Genomic DNA, 20,895 nt, shown 5'->3' with positions numbered 1-20,895 from the left:
GTCAAACGAGATGACGGTCCTGGACATCGGCGAGGTGGCCCGACGCGCGGGCGTCCCCGCCTCGACTCTGCGGTACTACGAGGAGAAGGGGCTGATCGCCTCCTGCGGAAGACGGGGTCTGCGCCGCCAGTACGACCCCGATGTCATCGAGCGCCTCGCGCTGATCGCGCTGGGCCGCACCGCGGGCTTCTCGCTCGACGAGATCGCGCGCACGTTCGCGGCCGACGGGCAGCCCGACATCGACCGAGGGATGCTCGCGGCCAAGGCGGACGAACTGGAGGCCCGGATCAGTGAACTGAGCGTCCTGCGCGACTCCTTGCGGCACGCCGCCGCCTGTCCCGCGCCGAGCCACCTGGAATGCCCCACCTTCCGCGGCCTCCTCGCCGCCGCGGCGACGGGCGGCGTGACCCCGCCGGGCAGGCGCACCGCCGGGCCCCGCTGATCCCGCCCGGGCCGCGGCCGGCATCAGGGCAGGCGGGTGCGGTGCGGGCCGTCCCACCCGGTGGCGGCGAGGATGGCGGCCGCCGCGCCGGTGCCCAGTACGGCGCCCGCGATGACGTCGCCCGGGTAGTGCACACCGGTGTGGACGCGGGAGTACCCGACCGCGCAGGCGAGCAGACCGAGCGGAAGCGTGGCGACCGGGAGGACGGGGCCGACGGCGGCCGCGAAGGCGACGGCCGACGCGGTGTGGCCGGAGGGGAACGACGCGGACTTCGGCATGGGGACGTGCCGCCCGGGAAAGGGCGAGTCCTCGGCCCGGTGCGGACGGTGCCGGCGCACCAGCCGCTTGCCGAGCAGGTTCGCCGTCGTCGAGGCGACGCCGATCGCCGCCACCCCGAGGGCCGCGGCACGGCGCGGGCGGCCGGGGCACAGAGCGAGCAGCCCGGCCACCGCGAACGAGATCTTGGAGTGGTCGGCCGCCGCCGACAGCCGGCGCAGGGCGTGGTCCAGCGTCGGGGTGTGCGTGACCGTCACGGCCTCGTAGAGCGCCTGGTCGAGGGCGGCGAGATCGCGCAGCAGCGCTCGGGGATCGAGGCGGTCGGGCTGGGGGCGGTCAGGCATCGCTGTGCTCCTGCGTCGTGCCGGTGATCGGGGAAGGGCGGTCGAAGGCGAGGCGGACGATGCGCCGCCAGTCCACGGACGGTGCTATGTAGGGCGCGCCGGGCCGGTGCCGGGGCACCCGGACGCGCAGCACGCCGGGCCGTACCGTGCACACCACCGGCGGCGGCAGGGTGAGCGCCTCGCCGTCCACCGCCACGGCGATGACATCGGCGTCGGCCTCGACGGTCACCCGACGTGCGGTCAGCGAGGTGATGCCGCTGGCCCGCTCACCCCGGAACGCCAGCTCGGCGGCCTGGGCGGCGCCCTCGATCCGTACGGCGAGCACGCCCAGCCGGCCCGCGTCGAGCCGCTCTCGGCGCCCGGCGCCCAGCGGGTCGGCGAGGACATAGGGGTTGTTGCTCACCAAGAGCGCCTGCGGCACCGGGAGCGGTTCCTCGTCGGCCCGGGCCTGGAGCTTGGAGGAGGCCTCGCCGGTCAGCAGGTCCGGCAGCTGGTCGAGCGCGGTGACGGCCTTCGCGTCGCGGTAGTCGGGGCTCTGCACGATCTCGGCGTACGCCCCGAAGGACACCGTGTTGACGAACGGCCGCCCGGCCACGTCGCCCAGGTCGACACGGAGTTCCACGCCGTCCGTGAGGGCGTCCAGGCCGCTCGCCGGGTCGGTGCGATCGAGACCCAGGTCCATCGCGAAGTGGTTGCGGGTCCCGGCGGCCAGGACCATGAACGGTACGCCGTGCGCCGCGGCCACCTCCGCGACCAGCGCCTGCGTGCCGTCGCCGCCGGCCACACCGAGCAGATCCGCCCCCTCGGCGAGGGCCTGCCGGGCCAGCGCGGCGGGGTCGGGGCGGGTGGCAGGAGGCGGGGGGCCACCGGGAGCGGCGGGAGCGGCGTCGGCCTCGGCCCCCGTGTCCAGGTCCAGGTCCAGCAGGATGACCCGTGCGCCCAGCGCCTCTGCCCTTTCCACCAGCTCATGCTGGGCGACCTTCCCGCCACCCGACCGCGGGTTCATGATCAGCACGGGTCGGTTGGGCGGCCGTACGGAACGCGAGCGCATGCCGTGCGGTCGGCGCCGACGACGCAGCGCACTTCTGGCGCAGGCCAGCGCCGCGGCCCACGCGCCGAGCGCCGCCACCGCGTACAGCCACAGCCCCGAGACGGCGTACAGCACGAGCACGCCCACCGGCGCGGCGACGGCCAGAAGGGCGCCGAACAGCCGCGGCAGTCCCCGGTGTGCCAGTGCCCACCAGAGGCCGGCGCCGGCGAGCCCCAGTCCGCCCAGGCCCAGCAGCAGGATGAGGATCTGGCCCGCACCTGCCACCACGGCCGCGACGGCGCCCGCCAGACAGAGCAGTGCGAGCCGGGCCAGGGCCCGCGCCCGTCCGTCGGAGCCGCCCGGCTTCGTGCGGTTCGTCGAGGGGGCCGTGTTCATGATGCTCCGGGAGATTCGCGAGACCCCAGGTCTGGGCTGGTAGTGCCATTCTCTCCGCAAAGATCGCCCGACCGCAGTCCCTTTGCTCCGCCGCGGTGCCGGTTGCGCGGCTCCGCTGCCGCGAAAGCGGTCGGCGCGGCACGAGGAGGAGACGCGGAACCGCGCGGGCCGGCTCGTTACGGGGGAGTGGCGGTCGGCGGCGAGGTCACCCACGTCAGGCTGAGCACCTGCCAGGCCGAGTACGTGCGCATCCCCAACGCCCACGGCACCCTGGTCGCCACGCCCGAGCACCCTGCCGACGACTTCCTGCCCAGCCTGCTGGCCCTGTCCGACGTGATGGGCACCGGCTGGTTCGCGGCCCAGGCCGCGCAGGTCGGGCCCGGCTCCACCGACATCGTCACCGAGCGCGGCGAAGAAGGCATCGCCCGGGTGAAGGACCTCACCGACGGCGTCGGCAGCACGTCTTCGAGGGCCGCATCGACCCGGGCAAGGTCTTCGACCTGACCCTGCCGCTTGACCAGGTGGCCGAGGGCTACAAGGCGATGGACGAACGCCGCGCCATCAAGGCACTCCTGAAGCCCTGACGCCCGAACGGGTCACCGGCAGCACGAGCAACGCTCGACGCCACCTGGGCCGAACCGGTCACCGGCGAGCAGTACGGCGTTCCTCGCCCCCGTCGTCGACAGCGGCACGGGGGAGGGGCCGCAGCACCAGCAGGGACTCCTCCCGCCGGGCCGCCATCACGAAGTCGAACCGGTCGGCCTCCAGGCACAGTTCGACGTCGTCCGGATCAACTCCGCGGTATCCGCGCCGCACTCCGTCGGCGAGTTCACCGGCTGCCTTGGAAGTCCGCGCCCGGCGGAGATAGGGGCCCGCCTCGACATCGCTGTCGGTGATGCGCCGCCCGATGTACTCGGCGCAGGCCAGGTCCTCGTCGGCCCGCCCGTCCTCACCCGTGACGACGAACGTCACCGGCTCCCGCCCCTCGGCGCGCAGGAACCGCGCCGTCGCGCCCGCCACCACGAAACTCGCGCACAGCACCAGCGGCGCGTCGGCGACCGCCAGCGCGCCCACGGTGCCGGCCGTCGTCTTCTGCACCACCGTACGACCGGCCAGATCCGCCGATCTCATGAGCCCCGGCGAGTTCACCGCGTCGAACCCCGCCGCCGGAGGCCCGTCCTTGAGCGCCAGCCACCCCGGAGAAGCCGCCTTCAACGCCAGTGCCTCCTCCTCCGAGGAGGCCAGGACGATCCGCTCCGCACCCCGCGAGAAGGCCCAGGCGGCCACGGTGAAGGCCCGCATCACGTCGATCACGACCGCCACGCGTGGAACGTCGGTGAGCGCCCCGACGCCGACGAATCGATGAGTCATCACCCCAGTCTGGCCGAGACCGGGCCGGGACCGCCGATCGAATCGGTGTTCCCATTAGGGTGAGGGTGGGTTATGGTCACATTGCGTAAGGATCTTGTACGGAGGTGCCCCGGATGGAGAACACAACGCCCGCCCGCCGGGGCCGTCCCCCGGGGCCCCGGGTCGCCGAAGGAGAGCTGACGAGCCGCCAGGCGGCCATCGTCCGCTACATCACCGAGACGGTCGACCGGCAGGGCTACCCGCCGTCGATGCGGGAGATCGGCCACGCCGTGGAACTCGCCAGTACGTCCTCGGTCGCCCACCAGCTGATGGTGCTGGAGCGCAAGGGCGTCCTCTACCGCGACCCCCACACCCCCCGCGCCTACCAAGTCCGCCCCTCCTGGGCACCCGACCTGGGCCACCGAGGCGCGGAACCCGTCGAGGTACCCCTCGTCGGCCGGATCGCGGCCGGCGCACCGCTGCTCGCCGACGAGATGGTGGAGGACGTCTACTCCCTGCCCCGGCAGGTGGTGGGCGACGGCGACCTGTTCGCCCTGACGGTGTCCGGCGACTCGATGATCGGGGCGGCGATCTGCGACGGCGACATCGTGACCGTCAGACGCCAGGACAGCGCCGACCACGGAGACATCGTCGCCGCGCTCCTGGAGGACGAGGCCACCGTGAAGGTGCTCCGCCGCCAGGACGGCCAGGTGTGGCTGATGCCCCGCAACCCCGCCTACGAGCCGATCCCGGGCGACCAGGCCCAGATCCTCGGCAAGGTGGTCGGAGTCCTGCGCGTCCTCTGACCGGCGATGACGGTCAGCCGGCGGGAACAGACGGAGTTCACGGCCCCCGACGCCCTTTCCTTTCCTAGGTCCCGGCCTCGAAGTCCTCCTCGAAATAGCTGTCGTGTCGGACACGGAACTCCTTCAGTTCCTCGGCGCTGCGCCGGCTCATCTCCGCGACCTGTTCGAAGTACTCCTCGCGCGGCGCGCCGGGCGAGAACAGCATGAGCATGGACATGGGCTCGTCGGTCACGTTCTTGAAGGCGTGCAGACCGCCTACGGGCACGTAGAGGAAGTCCCCCGGGCGACCGGTGACCCACTTCTCGCCGTTGTAGAGCTCCAGTTCCCCGGAGAGGATGTAGAAGGACTCCGAGATCGCCTTGTGGAAGTGTGTCTTGGCGCCCGCGGACCGCGCCCCCAACTCGGCTTTGTAGAGCCCGAACTCACCGCCGGTCGACTCGTGCGTGGCGAGGTAGTGGGTGGCGCCGCCGGGCGAGGAGACGTCCGGCGGGGTGTCGGCCGGGCGGAAGGCCGCGTTCACCTCCCCCTTGTCGCCGTGGTAGCGGGGCTCCGGGTAGGAGAGATACGACATGCTGCACTCCTTTGACGGTGTCTCACCGCAAAGGGCGTCTCCCGCGGTAGGGCGACGGCATCAGGCTCGCGGCCGATCTTGGCCCGGGCCGGGACGAGGGCCGGGGACCTAGTACGGCGAAAACCGGACGCGGGTGTCAGTCGCGGCGGCAGTGCAGGAACAGGTGGGGCTCGGGGCTCGCGTCCGGATGGTCGGGGGTGAACATGGGCTGGTGGCGGGACAGGACGGTGAGGCCGGCCGCCTCCACCACCGCGGTCACTCCCTCCTCGGCGAAGCTCGTCGCGCGGACCGGGCGGCCCATGAAGACCACCTCGACGTCCTCCACGTCCGCGGGCACCGTGGCCAGCACCAGATGCCCGCCGGGCTTCAGGGCCCCGGCCAGCCGGGCCAGCACGGCCGACTGCTCGGCACGGGTCATCTGCAGCAGCGAGAAGAACACGCACACCCCGTCGAACACGTCGGCTTCGAGGGGCAGTTCACGGATGTCGGCGTGGCGGAACTCGGCCTGCGGCACCTGACGGGCGGCGAGGTCGACCATGACGGGGGAGATGTCGACGCCCAGCACCGAGTGACCCGCCGCGACGAGCGCGGCGGCCGTGGGCCGTCCCGTGCCGCTGCCGACGTCCAGGACGCGGGCGGCGGGCGGCAGCCGCTCGGCCAGCCACTCCAGTGCGGCGAGGTGCGCGGGCGCGTGGGCGAACGCCTTCTCGTAGTCGGCGCCCAGCGCGTCGAACAGCACGGCGGCGGGCGGCCGTTGCTCGTCGTACGCCATCGTCGAGGTCCCCTTCGCTCGTCGACCCGCATCGTCGCATCCGCCGTACACGTGCCACAACGGGTGCCCGATGCGCGTCCCCGGGCTCCGGGCAGGGGAGAATGGGCCGTACCCAACGGTCGACTCTTGCGGAGGAGCGGGGAAATGCAGGACGCGCGAGCGGGACAGGTCGCCGGGCCCGAGGACCTCATCGACGTGGCCCGGCTGGTCACGGCGTACTACGCGCTCCACCCCGACCCGGCCGAGCCCGGGCAGCGCGTGGCGTTCGGCACCTCGGGGCACCGGGGTTCGTCCCTCGCGGCAGCCTTCAACGAGGACCACATCGCCGCCACCAGCCAGGCCATCTGCGAGTACCGCGCAGCCCAGGGCACCGACGGCCCCCTCTTCCTCGGCGCCGACACCCACGCCCTCTCCGAACCCGCCCGGATCACGGCCCTGGAGGTGTTCGCCGCCAACGACGTCACCGTCCTCATCGACCAGACCGACGGCTACACCCCCACCCCGGCGGTGTCGCTCGCCATCCTCACCCACAACCGGGGCCGCACCTCCGGCCTCGCCGACGGCGTGGTGGTCACCCCCTCGCACAACCCGCCCGCCGACGGCGGCTTCAAGTACAACCCGCCGAGCGGCGGCCCGGCCGGCTCCGAGGCGACCTCCTGGATCCAGGACCGAGCCAACGAGATCATCCTCGGCGGTCTGAAGGACGTACGGCGCGTCCCGTACGCCCGCGCCCTGGCCGCCCCCGGTACTGGTCGCCATGACTTCCTCGGCGCCTACGTCGCCGACCTGCCGAACGTCCTGGACCTGGACGCGATCCGGTCCGCCGGGGTGCGGATCGGCGCCGATCCGCTCGGCGGCGCCTCGGTCGCCTACTGGGGCCGGATCGCCGAGCAGCACCGGCTCGACCTCACGGTGGTGAACCCGCTCACCGATCCCACCTGGCGTTTCATGACGCTCGACTGGGACGGCAAGATCCGCATGGACTGCTCCTCGCCGTACGCCATGGCCTCGCTCATCGAGCAGCGCGACCGCTTCGACATCGCCACCGGGAACGACGCCGACGCCGACCGGCACGGCATCGTCACGCCGGACGGGGGCCTGATGAACCCCAACCACTATCTGGCGGTGGCGATCTCCTACCTGTTCTCGCACCGCGCGCAGTGGCCGGCGGGGGCCGGGATCGGCAAGACGCTGGTGTCGTCCAGCATGATCGACCGGGTCGCGGCGGACGTCGGCCGGGAGCTGGTCGAAGTGCCGGTCGGCTTCAAGTGGTTCGTGGACGGCCTCTCCGACGGCACGCTCGGCTTCGGCGGCGAGGAGTCGGCCGGCGCCTCCTTCCTGCGCCGCGACGGCTCGGTGTGGACCACCGACAAGGACGGCATCCTGCTCGCCCTGCTCGCCTCCGAGATCACGGCGGTCACCGGCAAGACCCCCTCGAAGCACTACGCCGAGCTCACCGACCGCTTCGGCGCCCCCGCCTACGCGCGCGTGGACGCCCCCGCCTCCCGTGAGGAGAAGGCGTTGCTCGCCAAGCTCTCCCCGCGCCAGGTCACCGCCGACACCCTCGCCGGCGAGCCGGTCACCACGGTCCTCACCGAGGCGCCCGGCAACGGCGCCGCCCTCGGCGGCATCAAGGTCGGCACCGCCAACGCCTGGTTCGCGGCCCGCCCTTCGGGCACCGAGGACGTCTACAAGATCTACGGCGAGTCGTTCCTCGGCGCGGACCATCTGCGGCAGGTCCAGGAGGAGGCCAGGGCCGTGGTGCTGAACGCGCTGGGCAGCTGACCCGCGCGGGGGCGGTCGGCTCAGGACTCCTTGCGGGTGAACGTCAGATGCGTGACCCCGCTGGGGGAGGGCGCGGACTCGACGTCGTACGCCTCCTCCAGAGCCTCCAGGCCGTCCCAGAGGCGCTCGCCCCGGCCGAGCACGATCGGTACGACCACCACGTGCAGATGGTCGATGAGTCGGGCCGTGAGGAAGGCGCGGATGGTGGTGGCGCCCCCGCCGATGCGTACGTCCTGGCCGTCCGCGGCCTCGCGGGCCGTCGCCAGCGCCTCGGCGGGCGAGGTGTCGAGGAAGTGAAAGGTGGTCCCGCCCTCCATCTCGATCGACGGACGCGGGTGGTGGGTGAGGACGAAGGTCGGTGTGTGGAAGGGCGGGTTGGGACCCCACCAGCCCTTCCACTCCGGGTCCTTGTGCCACTCGGGGTGGCCGAACTTCCGGGAGCCCATGATCTCGGCGCCGATACCGGGCGTGAACTGCCGCACGAAGACGTCGTCGACGCCCCTGTTCCCGCCCGAGCGGCCGCTCGACTCGTGCCACCAGCGAGTCGCGAACATCCATTCGTGCAGCCGTTCACCGGCGTGACCGAACGGTGCGTCGAGGCTCTGCCCCTCACCGGTGGCGAAGCCGTCGAGCGAGATCGCGAAGTTGTGGACGCGGGCTAGTGACATGGCGGGCGACTCCTCGTGTTCTTCCGGTCGGGCTTCGTCCTGGCTCCCTCCAGGATCGCCGAGTCGGCCGGAGAAAACCCGGGAACGCGCCCGCCAGCGCGTCGTCAGTCCAAGTCCACCAGCCCCTGGACGTACGGCACCAGCCGGACCGGCCCGGAGAGTCCGTACGCCTGACGGGCGGCCGTGCCGAAGACGGCCGGCTGGGCCACCCGGAGCCGGTTGATGAGGGGCGTCGCCACCTCCACCTCGATCACGTTGCTCCCGGGCAGCAGATGGCCGCCGAGGTCGACGACCGGGTGGAGCCGGTCGGCGGGGGCCAGCCGGATGCCGTTGACGGTGACCCGGAACGTGTCGCTGACCACGCCCAGTTCGAGGTGCGCCCCGTGTGCGGCGGACCAGTCGGCGGGCAGGGCCACGGTGGTGCGGTAGCGGCCGATGCCGGCGGAGTCGGCCAGTTCGGGGATCTGTGACCAGGGGAGCAGGGCGTCGAGCAAGAGCGTGCGCCGGACGATGTCGGTGTCGGTCGGTCCGGCGCCGGGAGTCCAGTCCTCGACGTCGAGCCGCCAACTGGCCAGGGGCACCGGTGCGGGCACGGCGGGCAGGGTGGTGGTGACCGTACGGCCGCGGGACAGCCGGGTGGTGTACGTGCCCGCGGCCGCGGCACGGACGGCCAGACCACGGCCGGTGAACAGCACGCTGTCGGCGTCGCTCGCCACGGCGTACTGCCGACCGCCGTTGCGGTCCCCGAAGAGGCCCGGGCGGCCGAGGGCGACGACCGTGGCCTGCCCGGGTTCGAGGGTGACGCGCAGGGTGATGCCGTCGTCGTCCTCGGTGTAGCGGCCGATCCGGCTGACCTCGCCCGTCCATGGATCGAGGAGGTACGGGACGGTCGTGCCGCGTCTGGTCGGGCGCAGGGTGACGGCGTGGTCGATGGCGGCGACAGGCGGCTTGACGGTCTCGGCGTGCTTGCCGTTGCAGAGGTAGAACAGGTCGGTGTCGCCGCTGACGCGGTGGAAGTTGAGCAGGGTCGAGGAGGTGGCGTACCGGGCGTCCGGAGCGACACCGAGGGCGGCGAGCGCGTCGCCGACGGCGGCCTTGTCGGTGACCCTGGTGACGTTCGGCAGGGCGAGGAGGCTCGCGAGGACCTCGCGCAGTCGCGCCGTCTCGTCCGCGCCGGGCACGCCCGGGGTCAGGGCCTGGTCGAAGGCGCCGAGCAGGACGACGGGCAGCCCCGCACGGGCCAGGCTCAGCAGCTTGCGGGCGTCGGCGAGGGCCAGGGTCGGGGTCGAGGAGTAGAAGAAGTCGCCCTCGACGAACAGCGCCTTGTAGGCGGGGCCTTCGGGGGCCAACCGGCCTTCCGAGACACGGGCGTTGGGAAGATCGAGAAGTGGCCCGCTGAGGAACTGGTGGGTCCAGCCGAGCGGCACGCCGGACGCGGTGAACCAGGAGGCGCCGATGCCGGTGGCGGTGTAGCCGGTCTGCCGGAAGACGGCCACGTCGACCCGCGGGGTGCCGGTCTGGAGCACCTGGTGGATCCGGCCGAGATAGCCCGCGATGTCGGGAGCGTGTCGCCAGGTCGGCTGTCTCGGACCCCATGACTCGCCGTAGCCGGGGGCGCCGTTGTACGGGCTGAAGGCGGCGAAGCCGGGCCAGCTCACACCGGGGGCGGTGGCGTAGGAGAAGCCGTGCACCACCGTCTGGTTGACACCGGCCGCGTAGGCGCCGCCCATGGTGCGCAGGAACCGGTCCCAGGTCGTGCTGTAGGCCGAGCCGTTGTAGGCGCCCGACTCGCAGGACAGCACCGTGTGCCCGGCCATGTCCCGGCCGCCCGCGAGACAGCGGTAGTCGTCGAGGTTCTTGAAGCCGAGCGACTCCCCCTCGGGGATGTCGAGGAGCGCGGCCGACGCGATGGCGTCGGTCTGGAGGCCGTACGGCTGCGACCGCAGCCCCATGCCGAGGGAGTGCGCCCAGTCCCGCAGGGCGGTGATGTGGTGGGTGTTGAACAAGTGGGAGACGGTCTCCCAGAAGTCGTGCCTGATCTGCCGGGTGACCTGCGCCTCGAAGGCGAAGACCTGATTGCTCTTGTCCAGGACGAGAGCCGGGAGGTACGGCAGCAGGGAACGGCCGGTGCGCTCCTCGAAGACCGCGGGCAGCGCCTGGGTCCACACGAGGGAGTCGGTCTCCAGCTCCACGGAGTCCTCGAAGAAGGCACCGCCGGCGGCCCGGAGCAGCCTGCGCACGGGGCCGGTGAGCACGGAACGCTCCCAGAAGCCGGTGACGGCGGCGGTGCCGGCCGGGCTGAAGTGGTCGACCACGTAGGCGGCCGGGGCGGAGTGCGGGCCCGACTCGGGCTGTTGGGCGGTGCCGCGCTGCCAGTAGGAGATCAGCACCCAGTCGCCCTCGGCCGGCGCCGTCCAGGTGAGTGCGCCGTCCGCCACGGCGGCGGTGAGGTCCTGGACGCTGGCGAGGTCGAGGCCGGTCTCCTTGCGGGTCGCGTTGGCGGGCTCGACGCGGGCCGCCTGGACGGCGAGCAGCGTGCGCGAGGTGACGCCGCTCGCGGCGGCGCGTACGGGTTCGGGCACCGGGCCCTGGTAGGTGGTGCCGGCGGGCACGGAGGCGCGGCCGTAGGCGAGTTCGCGGGCGGCGGCCTCGTCGTCGGGGGTGACGCCGGGGACGGCGACGGGCCAGCTGGGGCCGAGCGTGAGGTCCACGGTCAGGCCCCGGCGGGCGGCCTGCCGCAGGGCGGCTTCGACGCCCTCCCGCCACGGGGCGCTGCCCCAGCCGTGGTGTGCGGTGTCGAGGACGGACTTGTCCTTGATGCTGTGGTGCACGGCGGCGATCTCGGCCCCGCCGAAACCGGCGTCGGCGATCCGGTCGATCTCACGGGCGATCTCCGCCGGGTCGACGAGACCGTCCGGCCACCACCAGCGGAACCTGGGACGCACGGAGCGCGGCGGTGTGCGGAACCAGTCGCCGGACAGCTTCGGCGGGCCGCTGAGCGGTACGGCACCGGCGTGCGCCGCGCCCGCCACGGTGAGGGCCGTGGCCGCACCCGCGGCCAGCACGGTACGCCGGGATATCCCGCCAGGCCGCGGAACGGGCTTCTGCATGGTGCGCCCCCATCATTTACTGAAACGATTCAATCTGTCGTAAACGCCGGAACGCTAAGTGCGCGATCCCGTCCGAGTCAAGATCCGTGCGAGGAGCAACCGGCTTGTGCGCGTCGCGATGAGTTTCGCGGCGCCCGACGGTCTTACTGTCGAACCCCGCACCCAGGAGGACTTCTGATGCGCAGCGTGACCTACTCGATGAGCTGCTCCCTCGACGGCTACATCGTCGGGCCGGACGGCGGCTTCAACTGGACGGCACCGGACAAGGAGGTCTTCCGTTTCTGGATCGAGGAGATCCGGCAGGTCGGCGTCCATCTGCTGGGGCGGCGGCTCTACGAGACGATGCTGTACTGGGAGTCGCCCGAGCAGCAGGCCTCGTTCGACGAGGCGGAGCAGGAGTGGGCCGCGCTCTGGAATCCGCTGCCCAAGGTGGTGTTCTCCACCACGCTGTCGGAGGTGCGGGGCCACGCCCGACTGGCCTCCGGCACTGTGGCGGAGGAGATCGAGCGGCTGCGGGCCGAGCCGGGGGAGGGCGACATCGCGATCGGCGGCGCGACACTCGCCGCCGAGGCGGCCGCGGCGGGCCTGATCGACGAGTACCAGGTCATGGTCTACCCGGTACTGGTCGGCGGCGGCACCCCGCTCTTCCCCCGGGAGGAGCGCCGGGTGGACCTCGAACTCGTCGAGACCCGCGCCATCGGGTCGGGGGTGGTGTACCTCCGCCACCGTGTGAAGCGCTAGCGGGCCTGGCCGCCGAGTTGCTCGGCCAGGCCGACGAGGAGGTTCTCTGGGCCGCGGACGTAGCAGAGCAGATAGCTGTCCTCGAACCGCTCGACCTCGCCGAGGAGTTCGGCGCCGTGGGGGCGCAGCCGGGCGAGGGTGTCCTGGAGGTCGTCGACGGCGAACATGATGCGGCGCAGGCCCAGCGTGTTCACCGGTGCGGGCGCGGGTTCGGCGGTGAGCGCCTTCGGTGTGTGGAACTTCGTGAGCTCCAGTCGGCTGTGGCCGTCGGGGGTCCTCAGCATGGCGACGTCCTGCCGGGCGCCGTGGAGCCCGATGACGCGGTCCGCCCAGCCTGCCTCGACCGGCATCGTGCCCTCCCACTCCATGCCGAGTTCGACGAAGAACGCGATGACGGCGTCGAGGTCGTCGACCACGATGAGAACGTTGTCCATGCGCTGGATCGCCATGCCGGGCCTCCTGGGGGAGTGTGTTCCGTCCGCCCGCGGCCCGGGGAAGGGCAAGGGCACGGCCGGACACAGTACAGAAGTCCGGCCGTGCCGTTGTCCGTTCCGCGCGCGTCAGCTCGTCGCGCGGACCGCGTCACGGATGAGGTCGGCGACCTCCTTGGGGCGGGAGACCGCCACGGCGTGCGAGGCGCCCTCCAGTTCGACGATCGTGGCCCCGGCCCGCTTGGCGCCGAAGCGCTCGACCTCGGGGTTGATCGCCTCGTCCGCGCCGGCGACCAGCGCCCACGAGGGCCTGGTCTGCCACGCGGCGACGGGCGCGGTCTCCCCGAACGCCGAGGCGGCCAGCGGGCGTTGGGCGGCCGCCAGGACCTTGGTGACGTCCGCGGGCACGTCAGCGGCGAACACCGACGGGAACGCGTCCTCGGCGATGGTCACCTCGACGCCGGGCTCGCCGCCCGGGATCGGGTACGTCCACTCCTTGAGGTTGCTGACGAGCGGGGAGAGCGGGAAGCGGCCCTGCAACTCGCCGAGGCTCTCGCCCTCTTCGAGGACGTAGGCCGCCACGTAGACCAGACCGACCACGTTCTCCGTGACACCGGCCACGGTGATGAGCGCGCCGCCGTAGGAGTGGCCGACGAGGACGACGGGGCCGTCGATCTGGGCCGCCACGGAGGCGACGTAGGCGGCGTCGGAGGCGAGGCCGCGCAGCGGGTTGGGCGGCGCGATGACGGGGACGCCGTGCTTCTGGAGTTCCTCGATCACCCCGGACCAGCTGGTGGCGTCCGCGAAGGCGCCGTGCACGAGGAGGACGGTGGGAGTGGTGGACATGTGCGGTTCTCCTTCTCGGGTCAGCCGTGCAGCGCGGTGCGCAGGGTGTCGACGGCCAGCGTGATCGCGGCCTCGGCGGCGTGGGTCTCGCGCAGGGCGTTGAGCATGACGAAGTCGTGGATGATGCCCTGGAACCGCACCGCGGTGACCGCGACGCCGGCCTCGCGCAGCTTGTTGGCGTACGCCTCGCCCTCGTCGCGCAGGACGTCCGCCTCGCCGGTGATGACCAGGGCCGGGGGCAGCCCGGTGAGCTGCTCGGTGGTGGCCCGCAGCGGGGACGCGGTGATCTGGGCGCGCTCGGCCTCGTCGGTCGTGTACTGGTCCCAGAACCACTGCATGCCGTCCCGGCGCAGGAAGTAGCCGGTGGCGAACTGGTGGTACGAGGGCGTGTCGAAGTTTGCGTCGGTGACCGGGTAGAACAGCACCTGCTGGACCAGCGGCACATCACCGCGCTGCTTGGCCATCAGCGTCAGCGCGGCGGTCATGTTTCCGCCCACCGAGTCGCCCGCCACGGCCAGTCGGGAGGCGTCCAGGCCCTTCGACGCGCCCTGCTCGACGACCCACTTGGCGACCGTGTAGTTCTGCTCGATGGCCACCGGGTAGCGCACCTCGGGGGAGAGGTCGTACTCGGGGAAGACCACGGCGGCGTTCGCGCCGACGGCGAGTTCGCGCACCAGGCGGTCATGGGTGTGGGCGTTGCCGAACACCCAGCCCGCGCCGTGGATGTAGAGGACCACGGGCAGGCTGCCGGTCGCGCCCTCGGGCTTGACGACGCGGGCCCGGACGCTGCCGGTGGGGCCGCCCGGGACGGTGACCCACTCCTCGTCGACGGCGGGCTTGGCGATGTCCCCGGACTGCACCTCGTCGACCGCCTTGCGGCCCTCGGCCGGCGGCAGGTCGAAGAGGTAGGGCGGGTTGGCGGTCGCCTCGGCGAAGGCGGCGGCTGCCGGCTCCAGCACCGGCTGGACCGGCTCGACGACGTCGGACATGTGGTTCTCCTCAGTGTTCGGATGCGCTGTGCGGGCGCTTCGAGGACGACGCTAGAACCGCGGGGACGGGGTGAATTGCCCGACAGCGCACCGGTGGCGGTCCGGCAGTGCACGGGTGCCGCCGCGGCAGTGTGCGGGTGCAGGTCTGGTAGTGCGTGGCCGTCGGTCCGGTAGCGCACGGGTGCCGGTCCGACAGGGCGCGGGCGTCCGTCCGGCAGTGCCTGGGTGGAGGTCGCGGACGTGCACGGGTGGAGGTCGCGGACGCGTACCTCGTCAGCCGCCGTGCCCCCGTGCGCGGTACTGCGCGGGTGACATCCCGTACGCCTTGCGGAAGGTGTGGCTGAAGTGGGCGGGGCTGACGAAACCCCAGCGGGCGGCCACGGCCGCGATGGAGCGGTCGGCCGCCGAGGGGCGGGCGAGCTCGGCCCGGCAGGCTTCGAGCCTGCGTCGGCGGATCCACGCGCCGACCGTGGTGCTCCGCTCCTGGAAGAGCTTGTGCAGATAGCGCAGGGAGATGCCGTGCGCCTCGGCGAGGACCTTGGGGGAGAGTTCGGGCTCACCGAGGCGCGCCTCGATGCTGGTCCTCACGCGCTCGAAGATCGCGGTCTCCCCCGCGCCGGCCGGAGGCCGCTGGTGCCCCGTCGCCGTCAGTTGAGCGGCGGCCAGGGCCGCGAGGAGGTCCGTGACGGCGCGGGCGAGTTCCTCGCGGGCGGCCGGTGCGGCCGTGTGGATCTCGTCCACGAGGCCGCCCAACAACGGAAGCAGCAGCGAGGCCGGGCCCTCGGGCCCCGCCGCCCCGATGGTCCTCGCCATGACCCGGCGGATGTCCGCCTCGCCCAGCCGCACCAACTGCCGGGGAATCATCAGGACATGAGCGCGCTGCCGTTCCGGCAACGCCAGGCTGAAGGGCCGGCCGGCGTCGTGGAAGGCCAGGTCTCCCGGGCGGAGCCGCGCCCGGCGGCCGTCCTGGAACACCAGCGCGGTGCCTTCGAGTTGGAGGCGGGCGAAGAGGTGTGTCCTGCCGTCCGCCGTCGCGTCGCGGGCGGTCCTTACGACCTCCACCGCGTCGGACTCCTCGGTCGCGATCTGCAGCATGCCCAGGTGGAGCAGGCGCAGGGAGCCTCGCCAGGACTCCGGGTCGGCGGGGACGACCAGTTCGACCTCGCCGTACGCGGTCGAGAAGGACCGCTCCCCGTGCGTCGGCGCCCTCATGACGCCTCCAGGGCGTGACCCGCGCGTTCGCCCAGCAGCCAGTCCGTGGGAGAGGTGCCGTACTCCCGGCGGAACGCCCGTCCGAAGTGCGGGGTGCCGCTGAAGCCCCAGCGGCGGGCCACGCTGCCCATGTCGGCCGCGTCGGTCAGTTCCCTGCGGCACTCCTGGAGCCGGAGGCCGCGGATCCAGCGGCCGACCGTCGTGCCCTCCTGCTCGAAGAGTCGGTGCAGATAGCGCACGGAGATGCCGTGGGCCCGGGCGATCACCGCGGGCGTGAGGTCCGGGTCCGCAAGGTTCCAGCGGATGAACCGCTGGACCCGCAGCAGCAGCACCCGCTCGGTGCCGGGCAGGTCGGCCGGGTCCTCGCCCAGCTGCTGCGCGGCCGTCGCGGCCAGCAGACCCACGGCGCTGTCGGCCATCCGGTCGGCCACCGGCCCGGTGTAGCTCTCGGAGGTGTCCGCCAGACGCGTCATGAACGGTGACAGCAGTGCGGCGAGCCCGCTCACCGGACGGATGGCCCGTGCCGTGAGCCGGCCGAGCGCCGCCTCCGGCTGGCCGAGGAGACCGCGCGGCACGGCGAAGATCTTCAGCTGGAACCGCTCCGGGAACCGGGTGCGGTACGGGCGGACGGTCTCGAAGAACGCGATGTCACCGGGTGCCAGTTCCGTGTACCGGCCGTCCTGCTCGACCTGGGCGGTGCCGCTGGCCTGCACGGCGACGAACACCTGGGTGCCGTCCCCCCGCGCGACCTGGCCGGAGTTCCGGTGGACCTCCCCGGGATCGCAGTCGACCGTCGTGAGACGGAGCTCGCCCAGCCGGTCCGTGCGCATGGTGGCGTCGTACGTCCCGCTCTGCGTCCGGATGTCCATCCCCACCAGCGTGGCGAGTACGGCGTCGTGCCAGAACTCCAGGCTCTCGCGTGGCGGCACCGAACTCGTGCGGAACACCTGGCCGCGCCGCCGTACCGCACACTCGTCCGCCCTGACGGAATCGTCCGCTTCGCCACCCATGGCCGTGCCCCCGGTCTTCGTGCCCTACCCGGTCCTCGATGCTGTCAGCGCGGTGGCGGGCCCCGCTTCTGTCATATGACCGGTCTCCGCGTCCGACCTGGCAGGATGGGGTGTGAGTGGGGCGGGCGGGAACGGAAATTGATGGACTTCGGTGGCTTCGGCGACAGCAGTGACAGCAGTGGCAGTGGGGACTTCGGCGCCGGGCTGGAGGACGACCCCGCGCTTCTCGGCAGAGAGCGTGAGCTGTCGCGGATCGCGCGGCTGATCGACGCGGCGGACGCCAGCGGCCCCCGCGTGCTCGTGCTGACCGGTGAGCCGGGCGCGGGCAAGAGCGCCCTGGTCGACCGGGCGATCGCGCGGGCGGCGGAGCTGGACCGCGGGGTGCTGCGCGTGCGGGGCTGCGAAGGGGAGCAGGACCTCGGCTTCGCCGGGGTGCATCAGCTGCTGCGTCCGGTGCTCCCAGGCCTCGACCGGCTGCCCGCACACCAGCGCGACGCCCTGCGCCACGCGCTCGGCATGGACCGCGCCGACGGGGCGTCGGCGCCCGACGCGCTGACGATCCGGACCGCGGTGCTGACCCTGCTCCTGGACGCGGCGGCGGAGCGTCCCCTGCTGATCGCCGTCGACGACGCCCAGTGGCTGGACGTCGGCTCACTGGACGTCCTCGCGTTCGCCGCCCGGCGCCTGGACGGGGAGCCGGTGTCCCTGCTGCTCGCCGCCCGTGACGGAGCGGTCCCGGCGCGCTTCGACCGCGACTTCCCACATCTGAGCGCGGGCCCGCTGGACCGGGCCGCGGCCGGCCGGCTGCTGGACGCCCAGCCGCGTCCTCCCCAGGGCCGGATCCGCTCGCAGATCCTCACGCAGGCCGCGGGCAATCCGCTCGCCCTGATCGAACTCACGCGCGCCTTCACCCGCGATCCGGCCGGCCGGGAGCTCGCGGCGACCGGTTCCCTCCCGCTGACCGCACGCCTGGAGGACCTGTTCGCCGCCGACCTGCCCACGCTGCCGTCCGCGACGCGGCGCGCCCTGCTGCTGGTGGCGGCGGCGGGCACCGCTCAGCTCTCGGAGATCCCGGGTGTGAGCGGGCCGGAGGTGTGGGAGCCGGCCGAGCAGGCGGGCCTGGTACGGGTCGACGACGGCCGGGTGCGGCTGCGCCACCCGTTGGTCCGCTCGGCCGTCCAGCAGGCGGCCACCTTCGCCGAACGCCGTGCGGCCCATCTGGCGCTCGCCGCCGCGCTGGCCCACGAACCCGACCGCCGGGCCTGGCATCTCGCCGCTGCCGCCCTCGGCCCCGACGAGGAGATCGCCGAGGCCCTGGCCGAGAGCGCGCGCCGCTTCCAGCACCGAGGCGGACACGCGGCCGCGGCGACCGCCCTCGAACGCGCCGCCGAACTCACCCCCGAGCCGGACACCCGGGCCCGCCGCCTGCTCCTCGCGGCCGAATCCGCCATGTACGCGGGCCACCCGCAATGGGTCGGGGAGATCGCGGGCCGCGTCACCACGCTGACCGACGACCCGCAACTCCTCGCCGAAGCCTCCCTGCGGGCCGGCTGGTCCCTCGCCGTCACCCTGCGCCACGACGACGCCCTCGCCTTCCTGCTCCCCGTCGCCGCGTCCATGGCCACCCCGGCACCGGCCCTCGCCCTCAGCGCACTGGGCACGGCGGCGACCCCGGCGTACAACTCGGGCGACCCCCGCCACCGGCACGAGATCCAGCGGATCGACAGCCTTGTCGCGGAGGAGCCGGATGGGCCCGACCGGGTCTGGACGCGCGCGGCGACCCAGCCGTTCACCGACCGGCAGCGCACGCTGAAGAACCTCGCCCACGGCGTCGACACCCTGTCCGAGGACACGGACGGCACCCTGCCCGCACTCGTCACCCTCGGCGGCGCGGCCTGGATCCTGGACGAGACCGACGAGGCCGTACGTCTGCTCGGCCGGGCCATGGACCATCTGCGCCGGGCCGCCACGGCGGGCGCCAACTGCACCGTCGCGCAGGCACTGGCCCTCGCGCACTTCGAGAGCGGCGCCTGGGACGAGGCCCTGGCCGCCGCCGAGGAGGCCTTCTGGCTGGCGACGGAGGCGGGCGCGGACAACGTCGGCGTCGGCTCACCGCTCCTCCAGGCCACCGTGCGCGCCGCCCGCGGGGACCACACCGGCGCCCGGGCCCTCGTGGCGGACGCCGTCCGCGGCCGGGACCTGCGCAACTCCCGCAGCCTGTACGTCCGTCACCGCCATGCGCTCGCCCTCGCCGCGCTGGCGGAGGGCGACCACGAGACGGCGTACGGCCAGCTCCGCCGCGCCTTCACCGACGAGGACCGGCCGGCCCCCGTCCACTACCACGCCTCCCTCTACCACCTCGCCGACCTCGCCGCCGCGGCCGTCCGCGCGGGCCGCACCGACGACGCCCGCACCGTGCTCGACGCCGTGCGGCGCACCCTCGAACAGCCGCGCTCCGCCCGGCTGGCCGCGATCGTGCACCGCGCCTCGGCCCTGCTGAGTGAACCCGAGGACGCCGAACCCCACTTCCGCGCGGCGACCGACGACCCGGCAGCCGCCCGCTGGCCCTTCGAACACGCCCTCGCCCGCCTCGACTTCGCCGAATGGCTGCGCCGCCGCCGACGCGCCGCCGAGGCCCGCCCCCATCTCACGGCCGCCCTCGACACCTTCGTACGACTGGACGCGCGCCCCTGGACCGAGCGGGCCACCGCCGAACTGCGCGCGGCGGGCGTGCCCGTGACTCCCGCCGCCCCGTCCGACGCCCTGGCCGGGCTGACCCCGCAGGAGCTGGAGATCGCCCAACTCGCCGCGGAGGGCCTGACCAACCGGGACATCGGTGCCCGGCTCTATCTCTCCCCGCGCACCATCGGCTTCCACCTGCACAAGATCTTCCCCAAGCTCGGCATCACCGGCCGCGCCCAACTGCGCGACGCCCTCGGCCGGTTGCCGGGCTCGGACTGACAACTCCTCGGCGCCTCACAGTCGGACGAGTTTCTCGAAGAAGAACTCGTGCTTGAGGAACGAGGTCTGGTGCTCAGCGCCCGGGTAGGGCGGGATGAGCTGGGCGGCCTGGAAGAGCCGCCAGCCGTCCTGGAGGGCGGCGACACCGGTGGCGTACGGGGGTTCGTCGCTGTCGCCCGTGGTGGGACGGGTGGTGCCGGTGCCGTCGTAGCGGGCCCAGCCGACGACGCCCGAGTCGAGGGCGGAGGTGGACAGATACAGGACGAGCACCTGCTGGCGGTCCGTGACGGTCATGCCTGGCTCCTCAGGGCGGGGCGGTTGGCGATACGGGTGGCCCAGTGGTCGATGTCGAAGTCGCTGTCCCCGCTCAGGGCGCGCCACAGGTGGATCCGGTGGTGGATCTCCAGTCGGCCGGTCGCCGGTTCGTACCAGGGGAAGGTGTGCCCCAACTCGGCGGCCACGTCAGGGGAGTTCAGGTCCGACACGTCCCACAACCGGACCTGTGGCACGGTCGGGTTGAAGCGGATCTTGTACATGTGGCGGACGGTGTCGCTGTCGTTGCGCCGCCCGCCGTGCCAGATGCCGTGGTGCAGCAGCATGACCGTGCCGGCGCGGCAGGTCAGCCGGGTCTGGCCGAGGAGGTTCTGGTAGCGGCCGGTGTCGGACTCGTTGGTGCGGCGCAGATGACTGCCCGGCACGACGAGGGTGCCGCCCATGTCCGCGGTGACGTCCTGCGGGTAGTACATGAGCTGCACGTCGAAGGCGTCCGGGCGGACGTCGATGAGGGCGTCGGCGTGCAACGGCTGGGCGCTGCCCTCGTGCGGCTCACGCGTGTGCACGAAGTGGTGGTCGACGGTCGGGTCCGGACCGACCAGGCTCTCCAACGCCCTCGCCACGGCGGGCAGTTCGACGAGCCTGCGGGCGAAGGAGCCCTCGGGGAACGCCTTCGGGACCGGGGTGCCGTACGGCACGACCGGCAGATCGCCGGTGAAGACGCGGAGCGCCTCCTCGTTCATCTCCGCCGGGACGACGCCGTCGAGACGCAGGAAACCGTGTGCCACGAACCGCGCCACCTGGACGCTGCTCAACAGCTGAGGTGTGGTTGACATACGCCGAGCCTAGGTTCGTCCACCTCTCCTGCAATGGGTCGTAATC

19 protein-coding genes and 1 pseudogene are annotated in these 20,895 nt (G+C 72.9%); 6 read left to right on the top strand and 14 right to left on the bottom strand.

Going from position 1 to position 20,895, the window contains the following annotated elements; all coding sequences use genetic code 11:
• Positions 1–10: 10 nt before the first annotated feature.
• Positions 11–442, top strand: coding sequence for a helix-turn-helix domain-containing protein (locus OG885_RS03485; protein ID WP_405725759.1), 432 nt, complete (start codon positions 11–13; stop codon positions 440–442).
• A gap of 23 nt (positions 443–465) precedes the next feature.
• On the opposite strand, the gene OG885_RS03480 is transcribed toward OG885_RS03485, so the two are convergent.
• Both OG885_RS03480 and OG885_RS03475 read right to left on the bottom strand, forming a co-directional pair.
• Entirely contained in the window at positions 466–1,062 is a 597-nt protein-coding gene (locus OG885_RS03480) for a phosphatase PAP2 family protein (protein ID WP_405725756.1), read from the bottom strand.
• Positions 1,055–2,488: a diacylglycerol/lipid kinase family protein gene (locus tag OG885_RS03475; protein ID WP_405725753.1), complete on the bottom strand. Its 1,434-nt coding sequence runs from the start codon at positions 2,486–2,488 to the stop codon at positions 1,055–1,057. The genes OG885_RS03480 and OG885_RS03475 overlap by 8 nt, the downstream gene beginning before the upstream one ends.
• 219 nt (positions 2,489–2,707) lie before the next feature.
• On the opposite strand from OG885_RS03475, the pseudogene OG885_RS03470 reads away from it, so the two are divergent.
• Positions 2,708–3,072: pseudogene (locus OG885_RS03470) on the top strand (hypothetical protein); the annotation flags it as partial.
• Positions 3,073–3,130: 58 nt separating this feature from the next.
• Here the strand turns inward: OG885_RS03470 and OG885_RS03465 are convergent.
• A complete protein-coding gene (locus OG885_RS03465) occupies positions 3,131–3,859 on the bottom strand; it encodes a 2-phosphosulfolactate phosphatase (protein ID WP_405725750.1) in 729 nt (242 codons plus the stop codon).
• A 113-nt stretch (positions 3,860–3,972) separates the two neighbouring features.
• Here OG885_RS03465 and lexA point away from each other — a divergent pair, with 113 nt between their 5' ends.
• Positions 3,973–4,644, top strand: coding sequence for a transcriptional repressor LexA (lexA, locus tag OG885_RS03460; RefSeq protein WP_405725747.1), 672 nt, complete (start codon positions 3,973–3,975; stop codon positions 4,642–4,644).
• Between the two features lie 64 nt (positions 4,645–4,708).
• Here the strand turns inward: lexA and OG885_RS03455 are convergent, their stop codons facing one another.
• Complete coding sequence (locus tag OG885_RS03455) at positions 4,709–5,215, bottom strand: cupin domain-containing protein (RefSeq protein WP_405725744.1); 507 nt, start codon at positions 5,213–5,215, stop codon at positions 4,709–4,711.
• A gap of 136 nt (positions 5,216–5,351) precedes the next feature.
• Entirely contained in the window at positions 5,352–5,987 is a 636-nt protein-coding gene (locus tag OG885_RS03450) for a class I SAM-dependent methyltransferase (protein WP_405725741.1), read from the bottom strand.
• Between the two features lie 144 nt (positions 5,988–6,131).
• On the opposite strand from OG885_RS03450, the gene pgm reads away from it, so the two are divergent.
• Complete coding sequence (gene pgm, locus OG885_RS03445) at positions 6,132–7,772, top strand: phosphoglucomutase (alpha-D-glucose-1,6-bisphosphate-dependent) (RefSeq protein WP_405725738.1); 1,641 nt, start codon at positions 6,132–6,134, stop codon at positions 7,770–7,772.
• 20 nt (positions 7,773–7,792) lie between these two features.
• Here pgm and OG885_RS03440 read toward each other — a convergent pair whose 3' ends face one another.
• Together OG885_RS03440 and OG885_RS03435 are read right to left on the bottom strand one after the other, a co-directional pair.
• Positions 7,793–8,440: a dihydrofolate reductase family protein gene (locus tag OG885_RS03440; RefSeq protein WP_405725735.1), complete on the bottom strand. Its 648-nt coding sequence runs from the start codon at positions 8,438–8,440 to the stop codon at positions 7,793–7,795.
• A 104-nt stretch (positions 8,441–8,544) separates the two neighbouring features.
• Positions 8,545–11,550: a glycosyl hydrolase gene (locus OG885_RS03435; protein WP_405725732.1), complete on the bottom strand. Its 3,006-nt coding sequence runs from the start codon at positions 11,548–11,550 to the stop codon at positions 8,545–8,547.
• A 177-nt stretch (positions 11,551–11,727) separates the two neighbouring features.
• Between OG885_RS03435 and OG885_RS03430 the strand changes: the two genes are divergently transcribed.
• Positions 11,728–12,291: a dihydrofolate reductase family protein gene (locus tag OG885_RS03430; protein WP_405725729.1), complete on the top strand. Its 564-nt coding sequence runs from the start codon at positions 11,728–11,730 to the stop codon at positions 12,289–12,291.
• Here OG885_RS03430 and OG885_RS03425 read toward each other — a convergent pair.
• From OG885_RS03425 to OG885_RS03405, 5 genes are all read right to left on the bottom strand, one after another.
• A complete protein-coding gene (locus OG885_RS03425) occupies positions 12,288–12,740 on the bottom strand; it encodes a VOC family protein (RefSeq protein WP_405725726.1) in 453 nt (150 codons plus the stop codon). The genes OG885_RS03430 and OG885_RS03425 overlap by 4 nt on opposite strands.
• A 111-nt stretch (positions 12,741–12,851) precedes the next feature.
• A complete protein-coding gene (locus tag OG885_RS03420; RefSeq protein WP_405725723.1) occupies positions 12,852–13,568 on the bottom strand; it encodes an alpha/beta fold hydrolase in 717 nt (238 codons plus the stop codon).
• A gap of 20 nt (positions 13,569–13,588) precedes the next feature.
• Positions 13,589–14,557: an alpha/beta hydrolase gene (locus tag OG885_RS03415; protein WP_405725720.1), complete on the bottom strand. Its 969-nt coding sequence runs from the start codon at positions 14,555–14,557 to the stop codon at positions 13,589–13,591.
• A gap of 273 nt (positions 14,558–14,830) precedes the next feature.
• Positions 14,831–15,769 (bottom strand): helix-turn-helix domain-containing protein, encoded by a 939-nt coding sequence (locus OG885_RS03410; RefSeq protein WP_405725717.1) that lies wholly within the window; start codon positions 15,767–15,769, stop codon positions 14,831–14,833.
• Entirely contained in the window at positions 15,766–16,779 is a 1,014-nt protein-coding gene (locus tag OG885_RS03405) for a helix-turn-helix domain-containing protein (RefSeq protein WP_405725714.1), read from the bottom strand. Before OG885_RS03405 ends, OG885_RS03410 begins: the two co-directional genes overlap by 4 nt.
• Positions 16,780–16,920: 141 nt before the next feature.
• Here OG885_RS03405 and OG885_RS03400 point away from each other — a divergent pair, with 141 nt between their 5' ends.
• A complete protein-coding gene (locus OG885_RS03400; RefSeq protein WP_405725711.1) occupies positions 16,921–19,740 on the top strand; it encodes an ATP-binding protein in 2,820 nt (939 codons plus the stop codon).
• Positions 19,741–19,755: 15 nt separating this feature from the next.
• On the opposite strand, the gene OG885_RS03395 is transcribed toward OG885_RS03400, so the two are convergent.
• Positions 19,756–20,034 (bottom strand): hypothetical protein, encoded by a 279-nt coding sequence (locus OG885_RS03395; RefSeq protein ID WP_405725709.1) that lies wholly within the window; start codon positions 20,032–20,034, stop codon positions 19,756–19,758.
• On the bottom strand, positions 20,031–20,849 hold the full coding sequence (locus OG885_RS03390) for a phytanoyl-CoA dioxygenase family protein (RefSeq protein ID WP_405725706.1): 819 nt from the start codon (positions 20,847–20,849) through the stop codon (positions 20,031–20,033). The genes OG885_RS03395 and OG885_RS03390 overlap by 4 nt, the downstream gene beginning before the upstream one ends.
• Positions 20,850–20,895: the final 46 nt, after the last annotated feature.

Origin of the sequence: Streptomyces sp. NBC_00028, from assembly GCF_045041065.1 — a bacterium.
Lineage (GTDB): Bacteria > Actinomycetota > Actinomycetes > Streptomycetales > Streptomycetaceae > Streptomyces.
This window is presented reverse-complemented; position numbering and strand designations above follow the sequence as displayed.

Bases quoted from the DNA above. Each gene is read 5' to 3' on its own strand.
- pgm (WP_405725738.1), top strand. From the start codon at position 6,132: ATGCAGGACGCGCGAGCGGGACAGGTCGCCGGGCCCGAGGACCTCATC.
- OG885_RS03415 (WP_405725720.1), bottom strand. From the start codon at position 14,557: ATGTCCGACGTCGTCGAGCCGGTCCAGCCGGTGCTGGAGCCGGCAGCC.
- OG885_RS03455 (WP_405725744.1), bottom strand. From the start codon at position 5,215: ATGTCGTATCTCTCCTACCCGGAGCCCCGCTACCACGGCGACAAGGGG.
- OG885_RS03480 (WP_405725756.1), bottom strand. From the start codon at position 1,062: ATGCCTGACCGCCCCCAGCCCGACCGCCTCGATCCCCGAGCGCTGCTG.
- OG885_RS03390 (WP_405725706.1), bottom strand. From the start codon at position 20,849: ATGTCAACCACACCTCAGCTGTTGAGCAGCGTCCAGGTGGCGCGGTTC.
- lexA (WP_405725747.1), top strand. From the start codon at position 3,973: ATGGAGAACACAACGCCCGCCCGCCGGGGCCGTCCCCCGGGGCCCCGG.
- OG885_RS03435 (WP_405725732.1), bottom strand. From the start codon at position 11,550: ATGCAGAAGCCCGTTCCGCGGCCTGGCGGGATATCCCGGCGTACCGTG.
- OG885_RS03395 (WP_405725709.1), bottom strand. From the start codon at position 20,034: ATGACCGTCACGGACCGCCAGCAGGTGCTCGTCCTGTATCTGTCCACC.
- OG885_RS03485 (WP_405725759.1), top strand. From the start codon at position 11: ATGACGGTCCTGGACATCGGCGAGGTGGCCCGACGCGCGGGCGTCCCC.
- OG885_RS03400 (WP_405725711.1), top strand. From the start codon at position 16,921: ATGGACTTCGGTGGCTTCGGCGACAGCAGTGACAGCAGTGGCAGTGGG.
- OG885_RS03475 (WP_405725753.1), bottom strand. From the start codon at position 2,488: ATGAACACGGCCCCCTCGACGAACCGCACGAAGCCGGGCGGCTCCGAC.
- OG885_RS03410 (WP_405725717.1), bottom strand. From the start codon at position 15,769: ATGAGGGCGCCGACGCACGGGGAGCGGTCCTTCTCGACCGCGTACGGC.
- OG885_RS03440 (WP_405725735.1), bottom strand. From the start codon at position 8,440: ATGTCACTAGCCCGCGTCCACAACTTCGCGATCTCGCTCGACGGCTTC.
- OG885_RS03420 (WP_405725723.1), bottom strand. From the start codon at position 13,568: ATGTCCACCACTCCCACCGTCCTCCTCGTGCACGGCGCCTTCGCGGAC.
- OG885_RS03405 (WP_405725714.1), bottom strand. From the start codon at position 16,779: ATGGGTGGCGAAGCGGACGATTCCGTCAGGGCGGACGAGTGTGCGGTA.
- OG885_RS03450 (WP_405725741.1), bottom strand. From the start codon at position 5,987: ATGGCGTACGACGAGCAACGGCCGCCCGCCGCCGTGCTGTTCGACGCG.
- OG885_RS03465 (WP_405725750.1), bottom strand. From the start codon at position 3,859: ATGACTCATCGATTCGTCGGCGTCGGGGCGCTCACCGACGTTCCACGC.
- OG885_RS03430 (WP_405725729.1), top strand. From the start codon at position 11,728: ATGCGCAGCGTGACCTACTCGATGAGCTGCTCCCTCGACGGCTACATC.
- OG885_RS03425 (WP_405725726.1), bottom strand. From the start codon at position 12,740: ATGGCGATCCAGCGCATGGACAACGTTCTCATCGTGGTCGACGACCTC.